The organism is Pseudomonas sp. (assembly GCF_035497915.1).
Lineage (GTDB): Bacteria > Pseudomonadota > Gammaproteobacteria > Pseudomonadales > Pseudomonadaceae > Serpens.
In genome coordinates, this window is sequence record NZ_DATJCS010000006.1 from 1 (window position 1) to 21,537 (window position 21,537).

Sequence of the window (21,537 nt, forward strand, 5' to 3'; positions counted from 1 at the left end):
CCGCTCAAGACCTGCTCGGCCTTATTGAAGCCTCCCTGAACGCTGACTACACAAGCGTGCGACAAATTTGTAATCGGATAGCAGGCTATTCCGCAGCTTCGGCACCCGATATAAGCAAAAAAATCAAACTTGCAATTAGACGCAACGGTGTCCCCTTACGGGCTTCCGGATACTCAGAAGCACTTCCTATAGACCCAAAGTCCCGAAGCGCTCTGATTGAAGAACAAGCTTGGCCGTCATGCCCGGCCTTTATAAATGAAAACTTGAAAAAAACTTTCGACGCATTTATTTCTAGCGTAAAAAACTACGACCTATTATTTGATCACGGCCTCACTGGAAAAATGAATCTACTAATGTCTGGACCACCGGGAACAGGCAAGACACTAGTAGCAGGGCATATCGCACAAACACTAAACATGCCTCTGTATGTTGTTCGGCTCGATTCCTTAATATCGTCCCTTTTAGGTGACACGGCAAAGAACATTCGAAACGTTTTCGATTTTGTGCCTGGCAAAAACGGAATCATCTTTCTAGATGAGTTTGATGCAATAGGAAAGCTACGCAATGACCAACATGAGCTAGGAGAGCTCAAAAGAGTTGTCAACACGCTAATCCAAGCTATTGATTCACTCGACGATAAAGCGATAGTAATTGCTGCCACCAACCATGCTGAGCTACTAGACCGGGCCATTTGGCGCAGATTCCCATACCGGATGAAATTTGAAAAGCCGGACTTCAGCCTTCGCACGCATTTATGGAACTACTTCCTCTTTCAAGAAAAAGGGGAAACCGCGACCACTTCCGCTCTAGCCAAAATTTCAGATGGCCTAAGCGGTGCCGAGATCGAATCCATCTCGCTATCCGCACGAAGACTCGCAGTCATATCTGGAGACACTATCGACCTCCAGGCCACCACACTCGAGGTGCTTGCCTCATCAGAAGCCTCATACGAAACTACAACAATAGAAAACCATAACAAGAAAGATATATGCCGGCTTTTGCACAAAAGATTCAAATTGAGCCAAGCAGAAATTCTCACCATTATCAAAACAAGTCGCCAAACACTATCAACATATCTAAAGGACTAGCAGTATGTCAGATCGTCCCGTGGTCAACCCAATCCTGAACTTTCTCAAATCTCCCACCCCCAAAACAGTGACTGGAGGAGGGAAAAACGAAAAAGGGATAAAGTCTACGGACCTCATCTCCAAAAAATCGTATCTTTCAGCGGCGGTCAAGGATATTGACAGGGGGGATATTGACAAAACGATCTTTGCTGGAAAAACCCACATCATAGCCAAAATGGATGAGGATTCGCTTTCACCAAGCTGGACACCAACCGATCTTTTCGATTCTCGAGTTGGCAGCAGAATAGTCGCGCCGGCATACAAAGGCTTTCTAGTCGAAATAGATCGCAGCAAGCTTAAAGAACTTTCAAATCACATACAATCAACCAGAAAAATCAAAGACCTAGTTGACATTTCGAGAATTAGAAGTATAACCCCCTTCGATACAAACGAGACGTTAAGAGGCTCAACCGTTGATGACACATGGGAAAACCTACCTATTGATAATGGCCATAAAACTTTTAACATCTGGCTAAAGCCATTCAAGAACCTGTCCTCAAGAAATGAATTAGCCGAAAAAATAAAATCTACTCTTTCAGCAGTTGACTGCAGCCTAGGTCATCCGGATTTTGAAATTCGCCTTCAGGGAGCCGACGGACCAGCAGGTTTAGAGGAGGAATTACAGAAATATGTCACCACTGGAGAAGCAGCATTCTCCATTAGCATCTCGAGCAAAAATGATTTTTTGCGAATCCTGTCTTCTGGTGCAATTTATAGAATAGAACCAGCTCCGCACATTAGAACCGCTAGCGCACCAGGCACTGGAAAAGAGCCCACTCCAGCATTCATCTCCAAATCATCACCTACTGTTGTCATAATTGATGGCGGAGTTTCAGCACAAAGCTACCTTCCCTTGCAAAAGCTATCTGTACAAAAACTAGTCAATGACAGTGATGCAAACTTGGCTCACGGCAATAAAGTAGCATCATTAATATGCCATGCTCACGCCTGGAACAACAACAGACCACTACCCAATTTGGAGTGCACATTTATCTCGGCACAAGCAATATGCAAGGATACCGCTCCCAAAGCACCAAACCATCGACAACTTCTGAAGTATTTAGACCAAGTTGCAACCCAAACAGCTGAACATTCCAGGGTATGGAACCTGTCTTTCAACCAGATAGCTTCCAGGGATTCGAACGATGAAGTTAGCTATCTCGGCCATGAAATTAGCAAGCTAGCCCGGAAGTACAGCATCCTTCCTATTATATCGGCCGGAAATATTAATCATAACCCGAGCAATCAACGTATTTCCCCCCCCGCGGACTGCGAGGCTGCACTTACGGTCAGCGGAAGAACCTATGACATTAAAAATGGAAGCCTAGGTGAAGGATGCAAATTCAGCTTAAGAGGCCCAGCTCCTGCAGGAATGAAAAAGCCTGATCTTTCTTGGTTTTCAGAGTTACGTATGATCGGAGGGGCCATTGACACTGGCACCAGCTTTAGCACTCCACTGGTTTCATCTCTGGCCGCTCACACATTTGAAAACATGAAGGGCGCGACACCAGACTTAGTCAGAGCCCTTCTAATTAATAGAGCAGAGCTTTTTGCCCATAGTGATTCTATCGGATGGGGCACACCGTGGAGCGACAATTATCTACCATGGTTCTGCGCTCCTGGTCATGTTACTTTAGCTTGGTCAGCAAAACTACAACCAGGGTACAACTATTATTGGAGCGATATATCAATTCCCCCTGAGCTAATTCAAAACGGAAAATTTGCAGGAACCGTGGCACTGACCGCCATTTTACGCCCACTAACTTCCGGTTCTGTAGGAGAAAATTACTTCTCATCCCGCCTACAGACTTCATTACAAGCCACATCAAACAACGGAAGAACTATCAGCCTGGCTGGCAGCATGCGCGAGGACAAGGAAAATGAGGCCAAAGCTCGAGCTGATCTGGCAAAATGGAACCCGATCCGCAATCATATTAAAACCCACAAAGGGACTGGCATATCTGGTACCACTATGCGATTAAACGCCAGAATATTTACGCGCGACCTTTATCAATTTGACCTGAACCATCACTCCGAACTAGAACCTCAAGAAGTGTCATTCGTTTTGACCTTAAGTGCGCCAGACAACAACTCTACCGTCTACGATTCAACCATACGATCTATGCACTCCGATTTAGAAAGCGCCGTACTTAATCATGATATTCATGTAAGCTGAAAGTAACAGAACTCTGCGCAAGGAAGCGCTATAGATATACCGCATTACAGTCCTGCTTTCCGGCCGCAGTCGTCCTGGAGACAGAGCTGCACATTTGGCGAAAATGCCCGGCCCGCACCTACTACAGCTGAGCCAAGGAAAGAAGAAACTAGCCAACCAACCTGCAGCAGAGCAAATGAAGAAATACTTAGAAGAAACAAAATTTGCTGTTTCGTCCCTAATTGAGCTTGTTTGGACAGACTTCAAAATCTTAGAAAATCTTAATGAACAGCTTAAAGCTCTACTCTTTGAATTTGATTTTAAGCATGAAATTTTTTTAGCAAATGAATACCACCCTGCCGCCAATTACTACCATGCACAGGCAGCTAAAGCTTACGAAAAAATGGCCCAACCTAAAGCGGAGATGGAGCGCAAAATCAAAGAAACATACGATAGTATTGACGCAAAATCAGCTTCAATCTCTGCTCTTTCAGGTGCAATCCTTCAAATCGCGAAGCAATGTATCTCCCTAAATTATGGAAAGCCACAAAATGCACCTGATGGCACCAATATCCAAGGAATTCCCGTAAAGCTCATTATCTGGGAGGGACGCAACCAAAGTATTCACTACGAAAATCCCAAGGAAATATCAGAACACGTTGTTAAAATTTTTGAAAATCTCGACGCCGTAAGAGCTGACGGCAAGGTATGGGACCCAAAGTCTCAAAGAAATTTTGCCTTTGAAATAATAAAATTCTTGGGCTGGCGAACCTATGATGACTTCGAGGATCATTTAAAATCAATAAAGGGAAAGAAGTAAATTTAAGAAACACGCGAGAGGAAAAAGGGGCAATTAATTTCCTCTGCAACAGCCGGAACGCTCCCCTGGCAGAATTCGCCGGCCAGACCGCATCCCCCGCCTGCTCGTGCCCCCCTTCAATACTCCACCTTCCCCCGCCCAGCCTTAATCGCCGCCCGCTGGCTCTTGCCTTCCAGCCGCCGCTTTTTCGAGCCGAGGGTCGGTTTGGTCGGGCGCCGGGCCTTTTCCACCTTGCCAGCGCTGCGAATCAGTTCGGCCAGGCGTTGCAGGGCATCCTCGCGATTCTGTTCCTGGGTGCGGTACTGCTGCGCCTTGATGACGATCACCCCGTCGGCGGTGATGCGGCTGTCGCGCAGCGCCAGTAGGCGTTCCTTGTAGAACTCCGGCAGCGACGAGGCACGGATATCGAAGCGCAGGTGCAGCGCGCTGGACACCTTGTTGACGTTCTGCCCGCCAGCGCCCTGGGCACGGATCGCGCTCAGCTCGATTTCGCTGTCGGGCAGCTCGACGGAGTTGGAAATGTGCAGCATGGCGGGCTCGCGGAATGACCGGGCCGACAGGATAACCCCGGCCCCGCCGGGCCGCGACCCGCGGTTCCGACTGGTGCAGAACCCAGCGGCGTGCCCACCCACGGCACCGCCGGACGTGGCATCACGGGTGAGGCGGCAACGATTCCCCAACCCGTCGGGCTTTTTTTGTTTCCGATCAAGGTATGCCCCGCCCGCCTCGGTAATTCTCCCACCCAAAGGAGGCCTATTCGGTCTCGCGAGGAGAATTGTCCATGCTGCGAATCAGCCATTACCTGCGCGCGCTGGCCCGGCCGGAAGCCGGGCCCGTGCTCGGTGCGCGGGGCACGCCGGGGACCCGGCCGCCGGTGGTGATCTGGAACCTGCTGCGCCGCTGCAACCTCACCTGCAAGCACTGCTATGCCACTTCCGCCGACAGCGAGTTCCGCGACGAGCTGGACACCGCCGAGGCGCTGCGGGTGATCGACGACCTGCACGCCGCCGGGGTGAAGGTGCTGATCCTTTCCGGCGGCGAGCCGCTGCTGCGCGAGGACATCTTCGAGCTCTCCGCCTACGCGCGGGACAAGGGCTTCTTCGTCGCGCTGTCCACCAACGGCACGCTGATCGATGAGGGCAACATCGACCAGATCGTCGCCGCCCAGTACGACTATGTGGGCATCAGCATCGACGGCCTGGAGGCCGTGCACGACGACTGGCGCCAGCTCAAGGGCAGCTTCGCCGCCTCGATGCACGCCATCGACCTGTGTCGGGCGCACGACATCCGCGTCGGCCTGCGCACCACCCTCACCCAGTACAACTACCCGCAACTGCCCGAGATCCTCGCGCTGATGCGCGAGCACGACGTGCAGAAGTTCTACCTTTCGCACCTCAACTACAGCGGGCGCGGCAAGCGCAGCCGCAAGGCCGACGCCCACCACCGCATGACCCGCGACGCCATGGGCCAGCTGTTCGAGCAGGCCTGGGCCGACGTGGTGAACGGCCGCGACACCGATTTCGTCACCGGCAACAACGACGCCGACGCCATCCTGCTGCTGCAGTGGGTGCGCGAGCGCCTGCCGCAGCACGCTCCGCGTCTGGAGAAGATGCTGCGCGCCTGGGGCGGCAACGCCTCGGGCAGCGGCATCGCCAACATCGACAACACCGGCGCCGTGCACCCGGACACCTACTGGTGGCAGCACACGGTGGGCAACGTGCGCCAGCGCAGTTTCCGCGACATCTGGCTGGACAACCCCGACCCGCTGCTGCTGCGCCTGCGTGAACACCCGCGCGCCATCGAGGGGCGTTGCGGCCAGTGCCAGTGGCTGCCCATCTGCAACGGCAACACGCGCACCCGCGCCTGGGCCGAGGGCAACCTGTGGGGCGAAGACCCCGGCTGCTACCTGAGCGACACGGAAATCGGCCTGACCGAGGCCCCATGCATTCCCAGCGTGCAGCTCGCCTGACCGCATCCGACACAAGCGGCCACCAGAGCCGCCGATGAGACGAGATAAGGAGTCCGCATGGACCAGCTCACCCTCCCCCCTGCACTGCACGCGTCCCTCGTACCCGGCGAGGTCGCCCTGGTCGGCGCCGGTCCCGGCGATCCCGGCCTGCTCACCCTGCGCGCCTGGAGCCTGCTGCAACAGGCCGACGCGGTGGTCTACGACCGCCTGGTCAGCGACGAACTGCTGGCCCTGCTGCCGGCGCGCTGCGCCCGCCATTACGTGGGCAAGGCCAGCGGTTATCACAGCCTGCCCCAGGAACAGATCAACCAGCTGCTGCTGGACCTGGCCCGCGACCGCCTGCGGGTGGTGCGCCTGAAGGGCGGCGACCCGTTCATCTTCGGCCGTGGCGCCGAGGAGCTGGAATTCCTGCTCGACCAGGGCGTCGACTGCCAGGTGGTGCCCGGCATCACCGCCGCCTCGGGCTGCACCACCTACGCCGGCATCCCGCTCACCCACCGCGACCTGGCGCATTCCTGCCAGTTCATCACCGGCCACCTGCAGAAGGACGGCGAGCTGAAGCTGCCGTGGAGCAGCCTGGCCAATGGCGGCCAGACCCTGGTGTTCTACATGGGCCTGGCCAGCCTCGGGGTGATCGGCCGCCAGCTGATCGCCGCCGGCCTGGCCGCTGATACCCCGGCCGCGCTGATCAGCCGCGGCACCCATGCGGATCAGCGCGTGGTGCGCGGCACGCTGGCGGAGCTGGAGGAAATGGCCTGCAGCAACCAGCTGAGCGCGCCGGCGCTGACGGTGATCGGCAAGGTGGTCGGTCTGTTCGCTGAGCGCACTCCGCAGTTCCCGGCGCGCCTCGTCGCCACGGAGGAAGACCCATGCGACTGATCATGACCCTGCTGGCCGTCGCCGCCCTGCCGGCGGCCACCTTCGTGGCCCTTGACCTGTGCATTCCCAAGGCCGCCGCCGCGACGCTGGATGCCGACAGCCTGTACCGCCAGCACTGCCTGGCCTGCCACGGCGAGAACCGCCTGGGCGGCGCCGGCCCGGCGCTGCTGCCGGAAAGCCTCGGCCGCCTGAAGCCCGCCGAGGCGAAGAAGGTGATCCGCGACGGCCGCCCCGCCAGCCAGATGGCGGCCTACGGGCACCTGCTGGATGACAGCCAGATCCAGGCGCTGACCGACTACCTGTACACCCCGCCCGCCGTGGCGCCGCAATGGACCGACGCCGACCTGCGCGCCAGCCACCGTCTGCTGGCCGACGTGAGCAAGCTGCCGGACACCCCGCAGCACGGCGCCGATCCGCTCAACCTGTTCGTGGTGGTGGAAGCCGGCAACCATCAGGTGCGCATCCTGGATGGCGACCGCTTCGAGGAGCTGGCCAGGTTCCAGTCGCACTTCGCCCTGCATGGCGGGCCGAAGTTCTCGCCGGACGGGCGCTTCGTGTATTTCGCTTCCCGCGACGGCTGGATCAGCGTCTACGACCTGCACAACCTGAAGATGATTGCCGAGGTGCGCGCCGGCCTGAACACCCGCAACCTCGCGGTCAGCAACGACGGCCGCTGGGCGCTGGTGGGCAACTACCTGCCGGGCGAGCTGGTGGTGCTGGATGCCCGCGACCTGTCGCTGGTCAAGCGCATCCCGGCCAAGGGTCTGGACGGCACGATCTCCCGCGTCAGCGCCGTGTACACCGCGCCGCCGCGCGACAGCTTCGTGGTGGCGCTCAAGGACGTGCAGGAAGTCTGGGAACTGTCCTACGCCGGCACGCCGACCTTCGAACCGCGCCGTATCCCGGCGGCGGACTTCCTCGACGACTTCTCCTTCACCCCGGACTACCGCCAGCTGCTGGCCACCTCGCGCAAGGCCAAGGGCGGCCAGGTGATCGACCTGGACAGCGGCAAGGCGCTCACCGATATCCCGCTGCCGGGCATGCCGCACCTGGGCTCGGGCATCTACTGGCAGCGCGACGGCCAGTGGGTGTTCGCCACCCCGAACGTCAGCCAGGGGCTGATCTCGGTGCTGGACATGCAGAGCTGGAAGCTGATCGAGGAAATCCCCACCGAGGGCCCGGGCTTCTTCATGCGCAGCCACGCCGACTCGAAGTACGCCTGGACCGACGTGTTCTTCGGCCCCAACAACGACGCCATCCACCTGATCGACAAGCAGTCCCTCAAGGTCGCGCATACCCTGCGGCCGATGCCGGGCAAGAACGCCGCCCACGTGGAGTTCACCCGCGACGGCAAGCACCTGCTGCTCAGCGTGTGGGACACCGATGGCGCGCTGCTGGTGATCGAGTCCGACACGTTGAAGGAGATCAAGCGCATCCCGATGAACAAGCCCTCGGGCAAGTACAACGTGGGCAACAAGATCGGCTTCGTGGAAGGCACCTCGCACTAACGCCAACCGTCCGGCGGTCAAGGCTACGCCTTGGCCGCCGGACGCGGCGTCGGTGCCATCCGCATTGGCGCCCGGCGATTTCCGGCCCCCTCGCTATGCTCTCCAGGCGACCATCCGCCCTTGAGGAGAGCCCATGAAGCTGCACATCACCCTGCTGGCCCTGCTGCTCGGCAGCGGCGCCGCCGTTGCCGATACCACCGTCACCCTGCACGCGGTCGATGCCCATGGCGTCGGTCAGGCGCTGGGCGAGGTCACCATCACCACTACCGAATACGGCCTGGTCTTCACCCCCAACCTGCGCGGGCTGCCCAGCGGGTTGCACGGTTTCCATGTGCACCAGAAACCCAGCTGCGAACCGGCCGAGGTCAATGGCACCGCCACCGCGGCGGCAGCCGCCGGCGGGCATTACGATCCGCAGAACACCGGCAAGCACGGCACGCCCTGGGGCGATGGGCATCTGGGCGACCTGCCGGCGCTGTATGTGGACGAAGAAGGCAACGCCCGCCAGCCGGTGCTGGCCCCGCGTCTGAAGAAGGAAGAGGAGATCAAGGGTCGCTCCCTGATGGTGCACATCGGCGGCGACAACCATGCCGACCATCCCGAACCGCTGGGCGGTGGCGGGGCGCGGGTGGCCTGCGGGGTGATCCAGTAGGCGCATCGATCCGGCCGGCGGGACGCAAGGTCCCGCCCGGCTGCGTCAGACTGTCCACCGGGGTACCCACGCCCGTCCGCTCCATCTGATACGGTTTTTTCTCAAAAACCTGAGTCTGTTTTTCAACCAGTCCGGCCCCGATCATTCCCGCAGCCCATTACGACTGTCGGGAACCTCCCATGAACGAACGCATCCCCGCCCGGGTCATCGAGACAATCGACCCCGGCAAGCCGGCTCGCCCGCTTGAAGGCGCCATCCATACCCGCAGCTTCAGCGGGCGCTACCGCACGCTGCGCATGCTCGGCTCGGGCTTTCTGTTCCTGTTGTTCTTCGGCACCGCCTGGCTGACCTGGAACGACCGCCAGGCGGTGTTCTGGGACCTGGCCAGCCGCCAGTTCCACATCTTCGCCGCCACCTTCCTGCCGCAGGATTTCATCCTGCTGTCGGCGCTGCTGATCATCTGCGCCTTCGGCCTGTTCTTCATCACCGTGGCCGCCGGCCGGGTGTGGTGTGGCTATACCTGCCCGCAAAGCGTGTGGACCTGGGTGTTCATGTGGGTGGAAAAGGTCACCGAGGGCGACCGCAACCAGCGCATCAAGCTGGACGCGGCGCCCTGGTCGCCGGGCAAGCTGCTCAAGCGCAGCGCCAAGCACAGCCTGTGGCTGGGCATCAGCCTGGTCACCGGGCTGACCTTCGTCGGCTATTTCACGCCGATTCGCGGCCTGCTCCAGGATCTGCTGGCGCTGCGACTGCTCGACGCCGGCGTGCTGTGGGTCGCCGGCTTCGCCGCCGCCACCTACCTGAATGCCGGCTGGCTGCGCGAGAAGGTCTGCCGCGACATGTGCCCCTACTCGCGCTTCCAGAGCGTGATGTTCGACCGCGATACCCTGCTGATCGCCTACGACAGCGCCCGTGGCGAACCGCGCGGGGCGCGCCGCAAGGACAGCGACCCGCGCGCCGCCGGGCTGGGCGACTGCATCGATTGCACGCTGTGCGTGCAGGTCTGCCCGACCGGCATCGATATCCGTGACGGCCTGCAACTGGAATGCATCGGCTGCGGCGCCTGCATCGACGCCTGCGACACCGTCATGGACAAGCTGGGCTATGCCCGCGGCCTGGTGCGTTACACCTCGGAAAGCGAACTGGAAGGTGGGCGCACCCACTGGCTGCGGCCGCGCCTGGTCGGCTACGCCACCGCCCTGCTGATCATGATCGCCCTGTTCATCTGGGCGCTGGCCGCGCGGCCGCTGCTGTCGCTGGACGTGACCCGCGACCGAGGCCTGTTCCGGGAAAACGCCGAGGGGCAGATCGAGAACATCTACCGCCTCAAGCTGATCAACAAAACCCAGGCCCCGGCCCGTTACCGGCTGTCACTGGCAGCCGGCGATGCGCTGCGGCTGAACGCGCCGGCGGAGCTCAGGCTGGCGGCCGGCGAGATCCTGGATATTCCGGTCAGCGTCACCCGCGTCACGGATCGGGGACAGCCCGCGACGCTGGAGATCGGTTTCGCCCTCCACGATCTCGATCATCCCGAGCGCCGGATCGACACGCGCTCCACCTTCATTGCGCCGCATCGCTGAAGCCCGTCGCTTCGCGTTAGAGTGCCGCCCATGCAGCAACGGACCAGGACAGCATGAAACGCTACGAGAAGTTCGCCGATGAGATCGCCGAACTCATCCGCACCGGTGTGCTGGCCGTCGGCGAAAAGCTCCCCTCGGTGCGGCATGCCAGCCGCACCTATGGGGTCAGCCCGTCCACGGTGTTCCAGGCCTATTACCTGCTGGAAGACCGGGGCCTGATCCAGGCCCGGGCGCGCTCGGGCTATTTCGTTCGCGAGCAGGGCCGGTTGCCGATCCCCGAGGCGGCGCCGCCTTCGGCGCAGGCCACCGAGGTGGGCGTCAGCGACCTGGTGTTCTCGGTGCTCGGCTCGCTCAAGGACCCGCACACGGTACCGTTCGGCTCGGCCTTTCCCAGTCCTGACCTGTTTCCCCTGCAGCGCCTGGCGCGTTCGATGACGCACGCCCTGCGCAACCTGTCGCCCCACGAGGTGATCGCCGACATGACCGCCGGCAATCCCGACCTGCGCCGGCAGATCATCCTGCGCTACATGGTGCATGGCGTCATGCTGCCGCTGGAGGAGCTGGTCATCACCAACGGCGCGCTGGAAGCGCTCAATCTCGCCCTGCAATGCGTCACCCAGCCCGGCGACCTGGTGGCCATCGAGTCGCCGACCTTCTATGCCTGCCTGCAGGTGCTGGAACGCCTCCAGCTCAAGGCCGTGGAGATTCCCGTGCATCCGCGCACCGGCATCGATCTCGAACAGTTGGCCGAGCGCATGGAGCGGCTGCCGATTCGTGCCTGCTGGTTCATGAGCAGCCTGCAGAACCCGCTCGGCGCCAGCCTGGACGACGACAAGAAGCGCGCGCTCTACCAGTTGCTCAAGCACCACCAGGTGCCGCTGATCGAGGACGATGTGTACGCCGAGCTGTATTACGGCACCCGGCCACCCCGGCCGGTGAAGAGTTTCGACGCGGAGGGCCTGGTGCTGCACTGCAGCTCCTTCTCCAAGTGCCTGGCGCCGGGGTACCGGGTCGGCTGGGTCGCGGCCGGACGCTACGCCGAACGCATCGCCAGGCTCAAGCTGATGACCACCCTCTCGCCCTCGGTGCCCGCCCAGGCGGCGCTTGCCGATTACCTGCAGCATGGCGGCTACGACCGCCACCTGCGGCGTTTGCGCCATGCGCTGGAGGTGCAGCAGGGTGCGATGCTGGCCTCGGCGGCGCGGCATTTCCCGGCTGGCACCCGGGTCACCCAGCCGACCGGCGGTTACTTCCTGTGGTTCGAATTTCCCGAGCGGGTCGATTCCCTGCTGCTGTTCCAGCTGGCGCTGGCCCAGGGCATCAGCCTGGCCCCCGGGCCGATCTTCTCCGCCAGCCAGGGCTTCGGCCACTGCGCCCGGCTCAACCATGGCCATCCGTGGAGCGCCGCCCATGAACGGGCCATGGGAGTGCTGGGACGCATCCTGCACTCCTTCTGAGGCGGCGCCCGCTACCCGGGGTGCGCTTCGCGCTCCGCCACCAGTTGGTTGACGATGCGCATCACCTCGCGGTTGGCCTGTTCCATGCCGCCCAGGTGCCGCAGGGCATCCTCCAGCGCCTGGCGATCATAGGCGACCAGCGCCGCCTGGGCCTCGTCGTGCACGGCGGTGTGCGGCGCCTCGATCTGCCGGAACGCACCCTCGCGCTCGCGGCGGTCCTCGGCGTAGTACCACTGGCCGAAACGGCAGGCGTGCTCGTCCGGTAGCTGCGGCGTGTCGTTGCCGTTACCCAGCAGGTGGTTGTAGACGACGAACTTCAGCCCCAGCTCATCCAGGTTGGCGCGCTCGATGGCGGCGCGCCGCGCGGAGGCTTCGATGCCCTGGCGCATGCGCAGCGCCAGCGCGTGCAGCCCGTGCATCGCCGTCACCGCCACGCCGGTGGTTTCGCTGAAACCCCGGGCCTGGCGGCCCTGCTCCTCGATGCACTGGTTGACCTCACCGATATTGCTCTGCACCTCGCCGATGCGCGCGACGATCTCCTGGGTGGCCTGGGCGCTCTTTTCCGCCAGTTGGCGCACCTCGCCGGCCACCACGGCAAAACCCCGCCCGGCTTCGCCGGCGCGCGCCGCCTCGATGGCCGCGTTGAGCGCCAGCAGGTTGGTCTGCGCGGCGATGCCGGCGATCAACTCGACGATGCGGTTGATCTCCCGGGAGCGTCCGGTCAGCGCCTCGACCTGGCGGGCAGCTTCGTTCAGGCCGCTCTCCATGTCCGAGGCGCGGTCCTGCAGCACATCGAACTGGCGCTGGTTGTCCAGCGCCGCCTCGGCCACCCGGTCGGCATCGCCGCGGTCGTGCGCCAACTGGCCGGCCAGGTAGTCGAAGGAGTCGCCGAGCGCCCCCAGCGAGTCACCGAAACTGGACAGATGACCGGCCAGGCCCTGCTGGAACGCCTGCCGGCGCTGCTGCTGCCGGGCGGCCTCTCGTGCCGCCGCCTGAGCCTCTTCCAGCGCCCGCACACGCTGCGCCAGCGCATCCCGCTCACCGCGCAGGCGGGTGCATTCATCCCGCCACTGGGCGGCTTCCCGCTTCCACTTGAACATGCGTCATCAACCCAGCGTATAGCCGTTGTCCACCACCCAGTCCTGGCCATAGACGCCACGGGCGCCTTCGCTGAGCTGGAACACGATCACCCGCGCCACACTGGCGGCCTCGAGGAAATGGCCGGGCAACAGCCGACGGCCGACCTGCTCGGCCAGGGCGTCCAGCTCGTCGTCGTTGAGGCCCAGTTGCTCCCAGAAGCCGGTGGCGGTCGGCCCCGGCGACACCAGGTTGATACGCACCTGCAGCGGGGCGAATTCCTTCGCCAGGTTGCGCACCTGCGCCATCAGCGCGGCCTTGCCGGCGATATGGCCGGCCAGGCCGGCAAAGGTGCAGCGCGACAGGAAACTGCCGACAAACACCACCGAGGACTGCGTGGACAGCTGATTGGCCAGCACCGCCAGGGTATTCAGCGCGCCGGCGCCGTTCACGGCCCATTGGCGATCCTGGGCGGCCAGATCCAGCGCGCTGGCCAGTTCCACCTGGCCGGCGCAGGGCACCAGGAAATCCACCGGGCCCAGGCTCGCTGCGCGTTGCGCCAGGCCCTGCAGGTCCTCGTGGCTGGTCACGTCACCTGCGTGCCAGATCAGCTGATCCGGGTACACGCTCAGCAGCTCGTTCAGTCCGCCCGGGGTACGGGAAAATCCCAGCACCCGCGCACCGCTCTGCAGCAACAGCCGGCAGAGTGCCAGGCCGATGCCGGAGCTGGCTCCGGTGATCACCGCCAGGCGATTCTCCAACTCGATCTTCATCTACCTACCTCCCGCCGCCGGCCGAACCGGGGACTCGGACAAGCCGCCCGCTCGGGCAGGCGGCGAAAAACGGGATCAGCCCGGATGGCCATCGACCCGCGTCTGGCACAGCATGGGCGCGTACTGCCAGGCGTAGACGCCGAACGCCAGCGCCCAGCAGGCGGCCGCCAGCCACATGCCGTGCTGCGGCCAGGACTGAGTGAGAAATACCCGCGCAACCGTACCCAGGTTGAGCAGCATGAAGCCGGCGGCCATGCCGGCCGGCGGCTGCAGCGGGCGCCCGGTGTGGCCGAGGGTGACCCGGGCGATCATCGCCAGGATCAGACCAGCCATGGAACCGACGGTGAAGGCGTGCAGCCAGGGGCTGGACAGCTGCAGCACACCCAGGTGCCAGAGCCCCAGGCCGGCGCAGGCCACCACCAGCCAGAACATCGCCAGGTGCAGCGACCAGAGCAGCGGCACGCCCCAGATACCGGTGTCGTACCAGCGCGCCTGGCGCAGCAGGTGCCCGGCGGCCAGCGCCAGGAACAGCACGCCGATCAGCGCCTGCGGCTGCAGTGCCCAGCCGAAGGCATGCAGCACGCCGATCAGCGCGGTGCCGACCAGCAGCGACCAGTCCAGCCAGGGCCAGGCCTTGACCTGCTGTACCCGCCCCAGCCCGCGCTGGGTGAAGAAGGGAATCACCCGGCCACCGATCAGCGTCATCATTGCGCCCACCAGCCACAGGCCAGCCATGCTGCCCTGGCGCTGCCAGTCGTCCTGACCGTTGGCCAGGCCGGCCAGGGTCAGGGCGTCGGCGGCGGTCAGCAGGCTGAGCACCACCACGATCGGGTAGTTGCGTGTCTGCCGCACGGCCAGGAGCAGCCGGGCCATCTGGACAGCCACGGCAATCATGAACAGCAGATCGAGCGGGATCAGCACGATCAGCGGCAGATTCAGCAGCCAGGCCAGACGCCCGGCCAGCCAGATCAGCGCAATCACCGCCAGCGGCTTGCCGGACAGGCTTGGCTGGCCGGTCCAGGTCTGCACGGCGGTGAGCAGGAAGCCGGCAACGATGGCCGTGGCAAAGGCGAAGACCATCTCGTGACGGTGCCAGGCCAGCCAGCCGCCGGCGGGTTGCCAGTCGGGAATCAGGCCGCTCCAGGCCAGGATCCACAGGGGTACCGCGAACAGCGCGAAGACGCTGCCGGCGAGGAAAAACGGCCGGAAGGCGAGACGCCAGATGGGGGGAATGCTCAGCGCTTTGCGCCGATCGATGACTTGCATGGCAGGCCTCCTGACAAGCTGTTGCGCCCGCTACCGCTAGCAGTCGCAGGTTGGCGCGGCTTCGACTGGGCCGACGAAGCGGCGACAGTGATAAACGCTTGAACGGAAAACCGAGCCAACCTGCGGAAACTAAAGACGGGACATCCACACCGCGCCGGAAACTGGTCGCGGTGACGTATTTTTACAGGCAGGGTGTGGCATTGCGACTTGATTGCAATCAGCTTCGGGAAAAGAAGCTGGAGGGAGGGAGTCGTAGGGCACCCGAAAGCTCGCGAATGAATTCGCTCCCACAGGGTCGGTGCGGGGCAATGCTGTTGTAGGAGCGGACTTGTCCGCGAGCTTTTCCGGCAGCCCGGTTGGCGGCCGGAGGCATCGGTACACACCGCAGCGGCGGCCGGGAAAAGCGCCGGCCGCCGTACGCTGGTGCCTGGGCCCTACGAGGCGCTGCCTTCCTTGTCGTCCTTGATGGACTTGCGGAAGCCGCCGATCGCCTCACCCACGTCGGAGCCCAGGCTCTTCAGGCGCTTGGTGCCGAACAGCATGACGACGATGAGCAGGATGATCAGGAGCTGCCAGATGCTGATGCCAAACATGGGGAAATCCTCAGTGATGTTGCATGCCGTGGGACATGCCCTGGGACATGCCGTGCATGGTGCCGGCCGCGCTTTGCAGCAGGGCCTGGTCGATGTCGGCGAAGCGCAGCACCTGGCTGCCCTGCTCGGCCGCGAATTGCTGGGCGGCCTGTTCGTCGGCGAAGCTGGCCAGCGCGGCGCCCATGGCGCCCTGCAGGGTGGTGGCCACCACGAAGTAGGCCTGCTTGGCGTCGATCAGGTGTTCGTTGGAGGGCTCATCCCAGCTGCCGTGCTGCATGTCGTGCACATACAGGGTGAAGTTCTGGTGCTGGTTTTCCGGCTGCAGGTACCAGCCGAACATCTCCGCCACCGAGCAGAACTTGCGGGCCTGCTTGTCGATTACCGCCTGGCCCTTGGGGCCCGGGTATTCCTCGATGATCATGCCGCACACGTGGCATTCGTCATCCGGGTGGAAGGCCACCGGGTCGAAGGTCTTGGCGACCTCTTGCTCGCCGCCACAGGCGGCCAGGCCGAGGCTCAGCAGGGCGATGGACAGGGCACGGGCGCCGCTCAGGTATAGGGACTTCATTCGGGACTCCTAGGGGTACTAAAAGAGAGGCGGATTACACCTGACGGCGCTTGAAGACCCGCCAGGCCAGGGCCAGCGGCAGCGCCACCCACAACAGCAGGCACAGCCAGAGCGCGGCGGCGGGCATGGGCAGGTCGTTGCCCAGAGCCATGACCCCCATGGCATTGGCGCCCGCTTCGAAGCCGCCCAGGTTGATCAGCCGATACAGGTCGGTGGGGTTGAGCAGCAGCAGCCAGGGCAGCAGGTCCGGGCTGAAAGCGCCCTTGCTGAGCACCAGCACGCCGAGCAGCGCCAGGTCGAAGACCAGCACGAACAGGAACCACACGCCCAGCGCCAGGCCGGCGGCGGTGGACTTTTCGCCGGCCTTGCCGCTCAGCACGTAGGCGATGGCCAGGAACACCCAGCCGAGCAGGGTCGAGGACAGCATGAAGCGGCCGAAGGCCCAGAACAGCATGCCCAGGTCCACGTCATTGACCAGCAGGGCAATGGCCACCGCCGAGCAACCGAAGCCGATCAGCACTGCCAGGGCCAGGATCATGCCGTGGCCGACGAACTTGCCGAGCAGGATATGGCCACGCCCCAGCGGGTAGGTGAGCAGCAGCATCAGGGTGCCGCCCTCGTCCTCGCCGACGATGGCGTCATAGGCCAGCAGCAGCGCGATCAGCGGCATCAGGAAGGTGGCCAGGCTGGCCAGGCTGGCGATGGTCGAGGGGATCGAGGTGAAGCCCACGGTGCCGGCCGCCGCGGCGCCCAGCCAGGCGATGCCCACGGCAAGCACGGCGAACAGCAGGCTGATGGCCAGCAGCCAGCGATTGCGCAGGCCGTCGCTGAGTTCCTTGCTGGCGATGTTCCAGATCGGGTTCATGGTCTGCCCTCTTCGCGAACGTCGGCGCGGGTCGTGTAGTAGCGGTACAGGTCTTCCAGCGACGGCTGGAGAATTTCCAGGTCTTGCGGCTGCGCCTCGCCGAGCAGCTCGCGCAACAGCTCCACCTTGTGACCGTTGTGCGCCTGCACCTCCAGGCCTTCGCTGCCCAGCGTACTGACCGGGTGGCCGGCGCCGCGCCAGCGCTGCGCCCACTGATCGCGCTCGGCCAGGCCGCTGGCGCGGATGCGCACCGGCAGGCCGGCCTCGGCGCGCAGCGCCGCCAGGTTGCCGCTGGCCTGCAGGCGGCCCTTGGCGAGGATCACCGCGCGGTTGATATGCGCCTCGACGCCCGGCAGCACGTGGGAACAGAGGATCACTGCCGTGCCCTGCTGGCGCAGGCGGTCGATCAGCAGATAGAGGTCCTGGGTGGCGATCGGATCGAGGCCCACGGTGGGCTCGTCGAGCAGCAGCAGGCGCGGCGTGCCGAGAATCGCCTGGGCCAGGCCGAGGCGCTGGCGCATGCCCTTGGAATAGGTCTTCACCCGGCGGTCGGCGGCGTGGGCCAGGCCCACCTGCTCGAACAGTTCACCCACCTGGGACAGGTCGGCGCCCTTCAGGCGGGCGAAGTGGCTCAGCGTTTCGCGGCCGGTGAGCTGCGGGTAGAAGGTGACGTTCTCCGGCAGGTAGCCAAGGCTGCGACGCACCTGCGGATCGTTCGGCGCCTGGCCCAGCACGCGCACCTGGCCCTCGCTCGGGCTGAGCAGGCCGAGGATGAGTTTCATGGTGGTGGTCTTGCCGGCGCCGTTGTGGCCGAACAGTCCGAGCACTTCGCCCTCGGCGAGCTGCAGGGACAGATCGTGCAGTACGGTCATGCTGCCGTAGCGCTGGCTGACGCCCTGGATATCGACGGCCTTCATGACAGCGGCTCCTGTGCGGGTTCTTTCTTCAACAAGGTTTCGGTGGGCAGCTGCATCAAGGGGAAGCTGTCCTGCACACCGGGGGATTTCAGCACCGGGAAGGCGCGCTGCACCCAGCGCAGCAGTTCGATGCCGGGACTGTTCATCAGCAGGCGCACCTGCGGGTACATCCACAGCAGACGGTCGACGTTGTCGTTCGGCTCGTAGGGCACGTCGCCCAGGCCGTCGTCGTTGCGGTCCCAGCCCAGGTAGTCGCTCCAGTAGTTGCCGCGCCCGTCGGCGGACCACTCCTGGGTGCGCACCGCCACGTACTTGACCTGCTGTTCGTTGCTGACGAAGGCGTTGCCGACGATGCGGTTGTCTTCCGAGCCGGCGGTCAGGTGGATGCCCAGGTTGCTGTGTTCGAAGTGGTTGTGCTCGATGACGTTGAACAGCGAGTTGTAGATGAACACCGCCTTGCCTTCGCCGCCCTGGATCATGGTGTCACCGCCGGTATCGCCGGCCTGCACGTCGGTGACGAAGTTGTCCTTGAGGGTGGAATAGGTGATGTAGTTCATCAGGATGCCGTAGTTGCGGTCGTGCTCGGAACGGTTGCCGATCACGGTCAGCTTGCGGCTTTGCATCAGCGCGTAGCCGGTGCGGGTACGGCGGGTGGTGTTGCCGATGACGTGGTTGTCGTTGGCGAACATGTAGTGGATGCCGTAGCGCAGGTCCTCCATCAGGTTGTTTTCGATGCGGTTGCCGTTGGAGGTATCGATGTACACGCCGTCGCGGGTTTCGCTGATGTGGTTGCCGGCGATCAGCGCCCCGCGCGCGTTGAACAGGTGGATGCCGTTGCCGCGGTCCTGGGAGCGCACCGTCGGATCGCCCTGCACGCGGTTGTCGAGGATTTGCACGTTCTCGGTGCGGTCGGCCCAGATGCCGAAGCCCACGCCTTGCAGACGGTTGTTGCGCACGGTCACCTGATTGGCGCCGCGCTCGATGAAGATGCCCGAATCCATCGCCGTGAGATCACGACCCCAGTCGCGCAGCGTGCAGTTCTCGATCCGCACGTCGCTGGCGGTGATGGTAAGCACATTGCCCTGCCCCGCAGAGCTCAGCACGGCGCCGGGTTCGCAGCGCAGCTGCAGGGGCTGGTCGATGCGAAAGTTGCCGACGTGTTCGCCGGCCGGCAGGATCCAGCGGTTGTCGCCTTCCGCGCGCAGCGGCAGGTCGGTAAGAGGGCGCGGGTTCGCCAGCGCGGACCCCGCACAAAACAGGAGGGCACACAGCGCCCCGTGAACAGCCTGAGATCTGAGCAAATCAATACCTCTTTCAGGGTCAGGCGGTGAAACGGCCGGCGATTCGCCGCCGGCCGCGTACACAACAGGAGTCGGACGGCTGCCCGCCCGACCCCTGTCCGGCCGTCAGGCCTTTTCCACCATCATGCGACCCATCATTTCCATGTGCAGCGCGTGGCAGAACCAGCTGCAGTAATACCAGAACACCCCGGGCTTGTCGGCGGTGAAGGTGACCGAGGAGGTCTGCTGCGGGCTGATTTCCATGCCCACACCGTGGTTGACCATCACGAAGCCGTGCGACACGTCTTCGATCTGGTCAATGTTGGTGATGGTCACGGTGACTTCGTCGCCCTGCTTGACGGTGAAGTCGGTGATGCCGAAGGACGGTGCCATGGAGGTCATGTACACGCGGACCTTCTTGCCGTCGCGGATGACCTTGTTGTCGGTCTCCAGATTGACGCCGTCCTTCTTGGCACGGGCCACGGTTGCCGCGAAGAAGGGATCCTTGCGGTCCCAGATCTTCTTGGTCTTGATCTGGTCGCGACGGCACATGATGCAGTCGTGCGGCTCGGCGAAGGTCGGACCGTCGTGGACGATCTTCATCACGTCGCCGGAGATGTCGATCAGCTGGTCGTTCTCCGGGTGCAGCGGGCCGACCGGCAGGAAGCGGTCCTTGGAGAACTTGGACAGTACGACCACCCACTTGCCGTCGGCGTCGCGGGTCTCGGTCAGCGTGGCGTGGTTGTGGCCCGGCTGGTAGTGCACGTCCAGCTTCTGGCGGATGTAGTTGACCTTCTCGCCCTTGTAGGCGCGGATGGCGTCATCGATGTTCCACTTGCACAGCTGGCTGTCGATGAACAGCGTGGTGTAGGCGTTGCCACGACCGTCGAAGGTGGTGTGCAGCGGGCCGAGGCCCAGCTCCGGCTCGGCGACCACGGTGTCACGCGCATCCTTCAGCTTGCCGGCGAACAGGTCGGGCAGCTTGTCGATGGCGATAACGGTACAGGTCGGCGACAGCTTGCCGTTGGCGATGAAGTACTTGCCGTCCGGCGAGGTGTTGCAGCCGTGCGGGTTCTTCGGCACCGGGATGTAACGAGTGAACGGGCTGTTCTTGGCAGCACGGCCGTCGACCACCGGCACGCCGTCCATCATCACGAACTTCTTGTCCTTGATGGCCTTGTCGATGGCGTGCACGTCGAACACCACCACCCAGTCACGCTCGTTGCGCATGGTGCCGCCCAGGTCCAGGGCGCGCTCGGAGTTGTAGCAGGTGGATGCGGCGAAGCGACCGGTGTAGTCGGCGTCGGTGTTGTCCAGGTTGCCATCGACGATGACCTGCCAGGCCACCTTCATGGTTTCGGCATCAACCGCGCTGAAGCAGGTGTAGCTGTTGTCGGCCTGCAGGTCGAAGTTCGATCCGTCGTTCGGGTGCGGAATGAAGAACTCGCCGTTGCAGAACACGTACTTGGTGTGCGGCACCTTCTGCAGACGCAGGCCGTGAATGGCCTGGACGTTCGGGATGCTGGTGATCTTGTCCGTCTTCATGATGTCCAGACGGATACGGGCGACGCGGGTGTTGGCCTTGTCGTTGATGAACAGGTACTTGCCGTCGTAGCGGCCGTCGGTCATCGAGATGTGCGGGTGGTGGCAGTCGCCGTTCGGGTAGTACTCACCCATGATTTCCCGGCTTTCGTTGGTGATGCCCCAGCCGGTGGCCGGGTCGGTGTTGAACACCGGAATACGCATCAGCTCGCGCATCGAGGGAATGCCCAGCACGCGCACTTCGCCCTGGTGGCCGCCCGACCAGAAGCCGTAGTACTCGTCCAGTTCGCCCGGTGCCACGTGCACCTTGTTCTTGGATTCCTTGACCGCGGCGGCCCAGGTTTCGCGGGACATCACCGCGCCACCGAAGGCAGTGGCCGCTACTGCGGCACCGGTCACGGCGCTGGCGCCGAGGAAGCCACGACGGCTGAGGCCGCCCTTCACTTCCTTTTCGTTTTGCTTGTCGCTCATGGGGTTTTGCTCCTATGGGTACAACACTTCGCCTTTCC

General features: G+C 62.8%; 19 protein-coding genes and 1 pseudogene. 9 read left to right on the plus strand and 11 right to left on the minus strand.

The window, feature by feature from the left end:
- The 3 genes from VL129_RS02035 to VL129_RS02045 all read left to right on the plus strand — a co-directional run.
- Positions 1-1,088: AAA family ATPase (locus tag VL129_RS02035; protein ID WP_325409543.1), on the plus strand; the 1,088-nt coding region annotated here is incomplete at its 5' end.
- Positions 1,089-1,092: 4 nt separating this feature from the next.
- A complete protein-coding gene (locus VL129_RS02040; RefSeq protein ID WP_325409545.1) occupies positions 1,093-3,303 on the plus strand; it encodes a S8 family peptidase in 2,211 nt (736 codons plus the stop codon).
- Between the two features lie 94 nt (positions 3,304-3,397).
- Positions 3,398-4,102 carry a hypothetical protein gene (locus VL129_RS02045; protein WP_325409547.1) on the plus strand — a complete coding sequence of 235 codons (705 nt, stop codon included), beginning with the start codon at positions 3,398-3,400 and terminating at the stop codon, positions 4,100-4,102.
- A gap of 116 nt (positions 4,103-4,218) precedes the next feature.
- Here VL129_RS02045 and arfB read toward each other — a convergent pair whose 3' ends face one another.
- Positions 4,219-4,632, minus strand: a complete 414-nt coding sequence (arfB, locus tag VL129_RS02050; protein WP_325409549.1) for an alternative ribosome rescue aminoacyl-tRNA hydrolase ArfB — start codon at positions 4,630-4,632, stop codon at positions 4,219-4,221.
- 251 nt (positions 4,633-4,883) lie between these two features.
- On the opposite strand from arfB, the gene nirJ reads away from it, so the two are divergent.
- The 6 genes from nirJ (at position 4,884) to mapR (ending at position 12,147) form a co-directional block, all read left to right on the plus strand.
- Positions 4,884-6,071 (plus strand): heme d1 biosynthesis radical SAM protein NirJ, encoded by a 1,188-nt coding sequence (gene nirJ / locus VL129_RS02055; RefSeq protein WP_325409551.1) that lies wholly within the window; start codon positions 4,884-4,886, stop codon positions 6,069-6,071.
- A 57-nt stretch (positions 6,072-6,128) separates the two neighbouring features.
- A complete protein-coding gene (gene cobA, locus VL129_RS02060; protein WP_027589877.1) occupies positions 6,129-6,950 on the plus strand; it encodes a uroporphyrinogen-III C-methyltransferase in 822 nt (273 codons plus the stop codon).
- Positions 6,941-8,458 carry a nitrite reductase gene (locus tag VL129_RS02065; protein WP_325409554.1) on the plus strand — a complete coding sequence of 506 codons (1,518 nt, stop codon included), beginning with the start codon at positions 6,941-6,943 and terminating at the stop codon, positions 8,456-8,458. Before cobA ends, VL129_RS02065 begins: the two co-directional genes overlap by 10 nt.
- Before the next feature lie 133 nt (positions 8,459-8,591).
- Positions 8,592-9,110, plus strand: a complete 519-nt coding sequence (gene sodC, locus VL129_RS02070) for a superoxide dismutase [Cu-Zn] SodC (protein ID WP_325409556.1) — start codon at positions 8,592-8,594, stop codon at positions 9,108-9,110.
- A gap of 179 nt (positions 9,111-9,289) precedes the next feature.
- Positions 9,290-10,690: a cytochrome c oxidase accessory protein CcoG gene (gene ccoG, locus VL129_RS02075; RefSeq protein ID WP_325409558.1), complete on the plus strand. Its 1,401-nt coding sequence runs from the start codon at positions 9,290-9,292 to the stop codon at positions 10,688-10,690.
- A gap of 53 nt (positions 10,691-10,743) precedes the next feature.
- Complete coding sequence (mapR, locus tag VL129_RS02080) at positions 10,744-12,147, plus strand: GntR family transcriptional regulator MpaR (protein WP_325409560.1); 1,404 nt, start codon at positions 10,744-10,746, stop codon at positions 12,145-12,147.
- Positions 12,148-12,158: 11 nt separating this feature from the next.
- Here the strand turns inward: mapR and VL129_RS17100 are convergent, their stop codons facing one another.
- The 10 genes and pseudogenes from VL129_RS17100 to nosZ all read right to left on the minus strand — a co-directional run bounded on the left by VL129_RS17100 (position 12,159) and on the right by nosZ (position 21,499).
- Positions 12,159-12,566: a CZB domain-containing protein gene (locus VL129_RS17100; RefSeq protein WP_414705114.1), complete on the minus strand. Its 408-nt coding sequence runs from the start codon at positions 12,564-12,566 to the stop codon at positions 12,159-12,161.
- A gap of 48 nt (positions 12,567-12,614) precedes the next feature.
- Positions 12,615-13,247: pseudogene (locus tag VL129_RS17105) on the minus strand (methyl-accepting chemotaxis protein); the annotation flags it as partial.
- 6 nt (positions 13,248-13,253) lie between these two features.
- Entirely contained in the window at positions 13,254-13,997 is a 744-nt protein-coding gene (locus VL129_RS02090) for an SDR family NAD(P)-dependent oxidoreductase (protein WP_325409564.1), read from the minus strand.
- Between the two features lie 75 nt (positions 13,998-14,072).
- Positions 14,073-15,263, minus strand: a complete 1,191-nt coding sequence (locus VL129_RS02095; RefSeq protein WP_325409566.1) for an NnrS family protein — start codon at positions 15,261-15,263, stop codon at positions 14,073-14,075.
- A gap of 434 nt (positions 15,264-15,697) precedes the next feature.
- Positions 15,698-15,856, minus strand: a complete 159-nt coding sequence (gene tatA / locus VL129_RS02100) for a twin-arginine translocase TatA/TatE family subunit (protein ID WP_325409568.1) — start codon at positions 15,854-15,856, stop codon at positions 15,698-15,700.
- Between the two features lie 10 nt (positions 15,857-15,866).
- Positions 15,867-16,424, minus strand: coding sequence for a nitrous oxide reductase accessory protein NosL (locus VL129_RS02105; protein ID WP_325409570.1), 558 nt, complete (start codon positions 16,422-16,424; stop codon positions 15,867-15,869).
- Between the two features lie 34 nt (positions 16,425-16,458).
- Positions 16,459-17,289 (minus strand): ABC transporter permease, encoded by an 831-nt coding sequence (locus VL129_RS02110; protein WP_325409572.1) that lies wholly within the window; start codon positions 17,287-17,289, stop codon positions 16,459-16,461.
- Positions 17,286-18,206, minus strand: coding sequence for an ABC transporter ATP-binding protein (locus tag VL129_RS02115; RefSeq protein WP_325409574.1), 921 nt, complete (start codon positions 18,204-18,206; stop codon positions 17,286-17,288). The genes VL129_RS02110 and VL129_RS02115 overlap by 4 nt, the downstream gene beginning before the upstream one ends.
- Positions 18,203-19,507, minus strand: a complete 1,305-nt coding sequence (locus VL129_RS02120; RefSeq protein WP_325409575.1) for a nitrous oxide reductase family maturation protein NosD — start codon at positions 19,505-19,507, stop codon at positions 18,203-18,205. Before VL129_RS02120 ends, VL129_RS02115 begins: the two co-directional genes overlap by 4 nt.
- Before the next feature lie 105 nt (positions 19,508-19,612).
- Positions 19,613-21,499, minus strand: coding sequence for a TAT-dependent nitrous-oxide reductase (gene nosZ, locus VL129_RS02125; RefSeq protein WP_325409577.1), 1,887 nt, complete (start codon positions 21,497-21,499; stop codon positions 19,613-19,615).
- Positions 21,500-21,537: the final 38 nt, after the last annotated feature.

Coding starts and splice junctions, on each gene's coding strand:
- arfB (WP_325409549.1), bottom strand. CDS start 4,632: ATGCTGCACATTTCCAACTCCGTCGAGCTGCCCGACAGCGAAATCGAG.
- nirJ (WP_325409551.1), top strand. CDS start 4,884: ATGCTGCGAATCAGCCATTACCTGCGCGCGCTGGCCCGGCCGGAAGCC.
- VL129_RS02115 (WP_325409574.1), bottom strand. CDS start 18,206: ATGAAGGCCGTCGATATCCAGGGCGTCAGCCAGCGCTACGGCAGCATG.
- VL129_RS02065 (WP_325409554.1), top strand. CDS start 6,941: ATGCGACTGATCATGACCCTGCTGGCCGTCGCCGCCCTGCCGGCGGCC.
- VL129_RS17100 (WP_414705114.1), bottom strand. CDS start 12,566: ATGCACGGGCTGCACGCGCTGGCGCTGCGCATGCGCCAGGGCATCGAA.
- sodC (WP_325409556.1), top strand. CDS start 8,592: ATGAAGCTGCACATCACCCTGCTGGCCCTGCTGCTCGGCAGCGGCGCC.
- VL129_RS02090 (WP_325409564.1), bottom strand. CDS start 13,997: ATGAAGATCGAGTTGGAGAATCGCCTGGCGGTGATCACCGGAGCCAGC.
- mapR (WP_325409560.1), top strand. CDS start 10,744: ATGAAACGCTACGAGAAGTTCGCCGATGAGATCGCCGAACTCATCCGC.
- VL129_RS02110 (WP_325409572.1), bottom strand. CDS start 17,289: ATGAACCCGATCTGGAACATCGCCAGCAAGGAACTCAGCGACGGCCTG.
- VL129_RS02095 (WP_325409566.1), bottom strand. CDS start 15,263: ATGCAAGTCATCGATCGGCGCAAAGCGCTGAGCATTCCCCCCATCTGG.
- nosZ (WP_325409577.1), bottom strand. CDS start 21,499: ATGAGCGACAAGCAAAACGAAAAGGAAGTGAAGGGCGGCCTCAGCCGT.
- cobA (WP_027589877.1), top strand. CDS start 6,129: ATGGACCAGCTCACCCTCCCCCCTGCACTGCACGCGTCCCTCGTACCC.
- ccoG (WP_325409558.1), top strand. CDS start 9,290: ATGAACGAACGCATCCCCGCCCGGGTCATCGAGACAATCGACCCCGGC.
- VL129_RS02105 (WP_325409570.1), bottom strand. CDS start 16,424: ATGAAGTCCCTATACCTGAGCGGCGCCCGTGCCCTGTCCATCGCCCTG.
- VL129_RS02040 (WP_325409545.1), top strand. CDS start 1,093: ATGTCAGATCGTCCCGTGGTCAACCCAATCCTGAACTTTCTCAAATCT.
- tatA (WP_325409568.1), bottom strand. CDS start 15,856: ATGTTTGGCATCAGCATCTGGCAGCTCCTGATCATCCTGCTCATCGTC.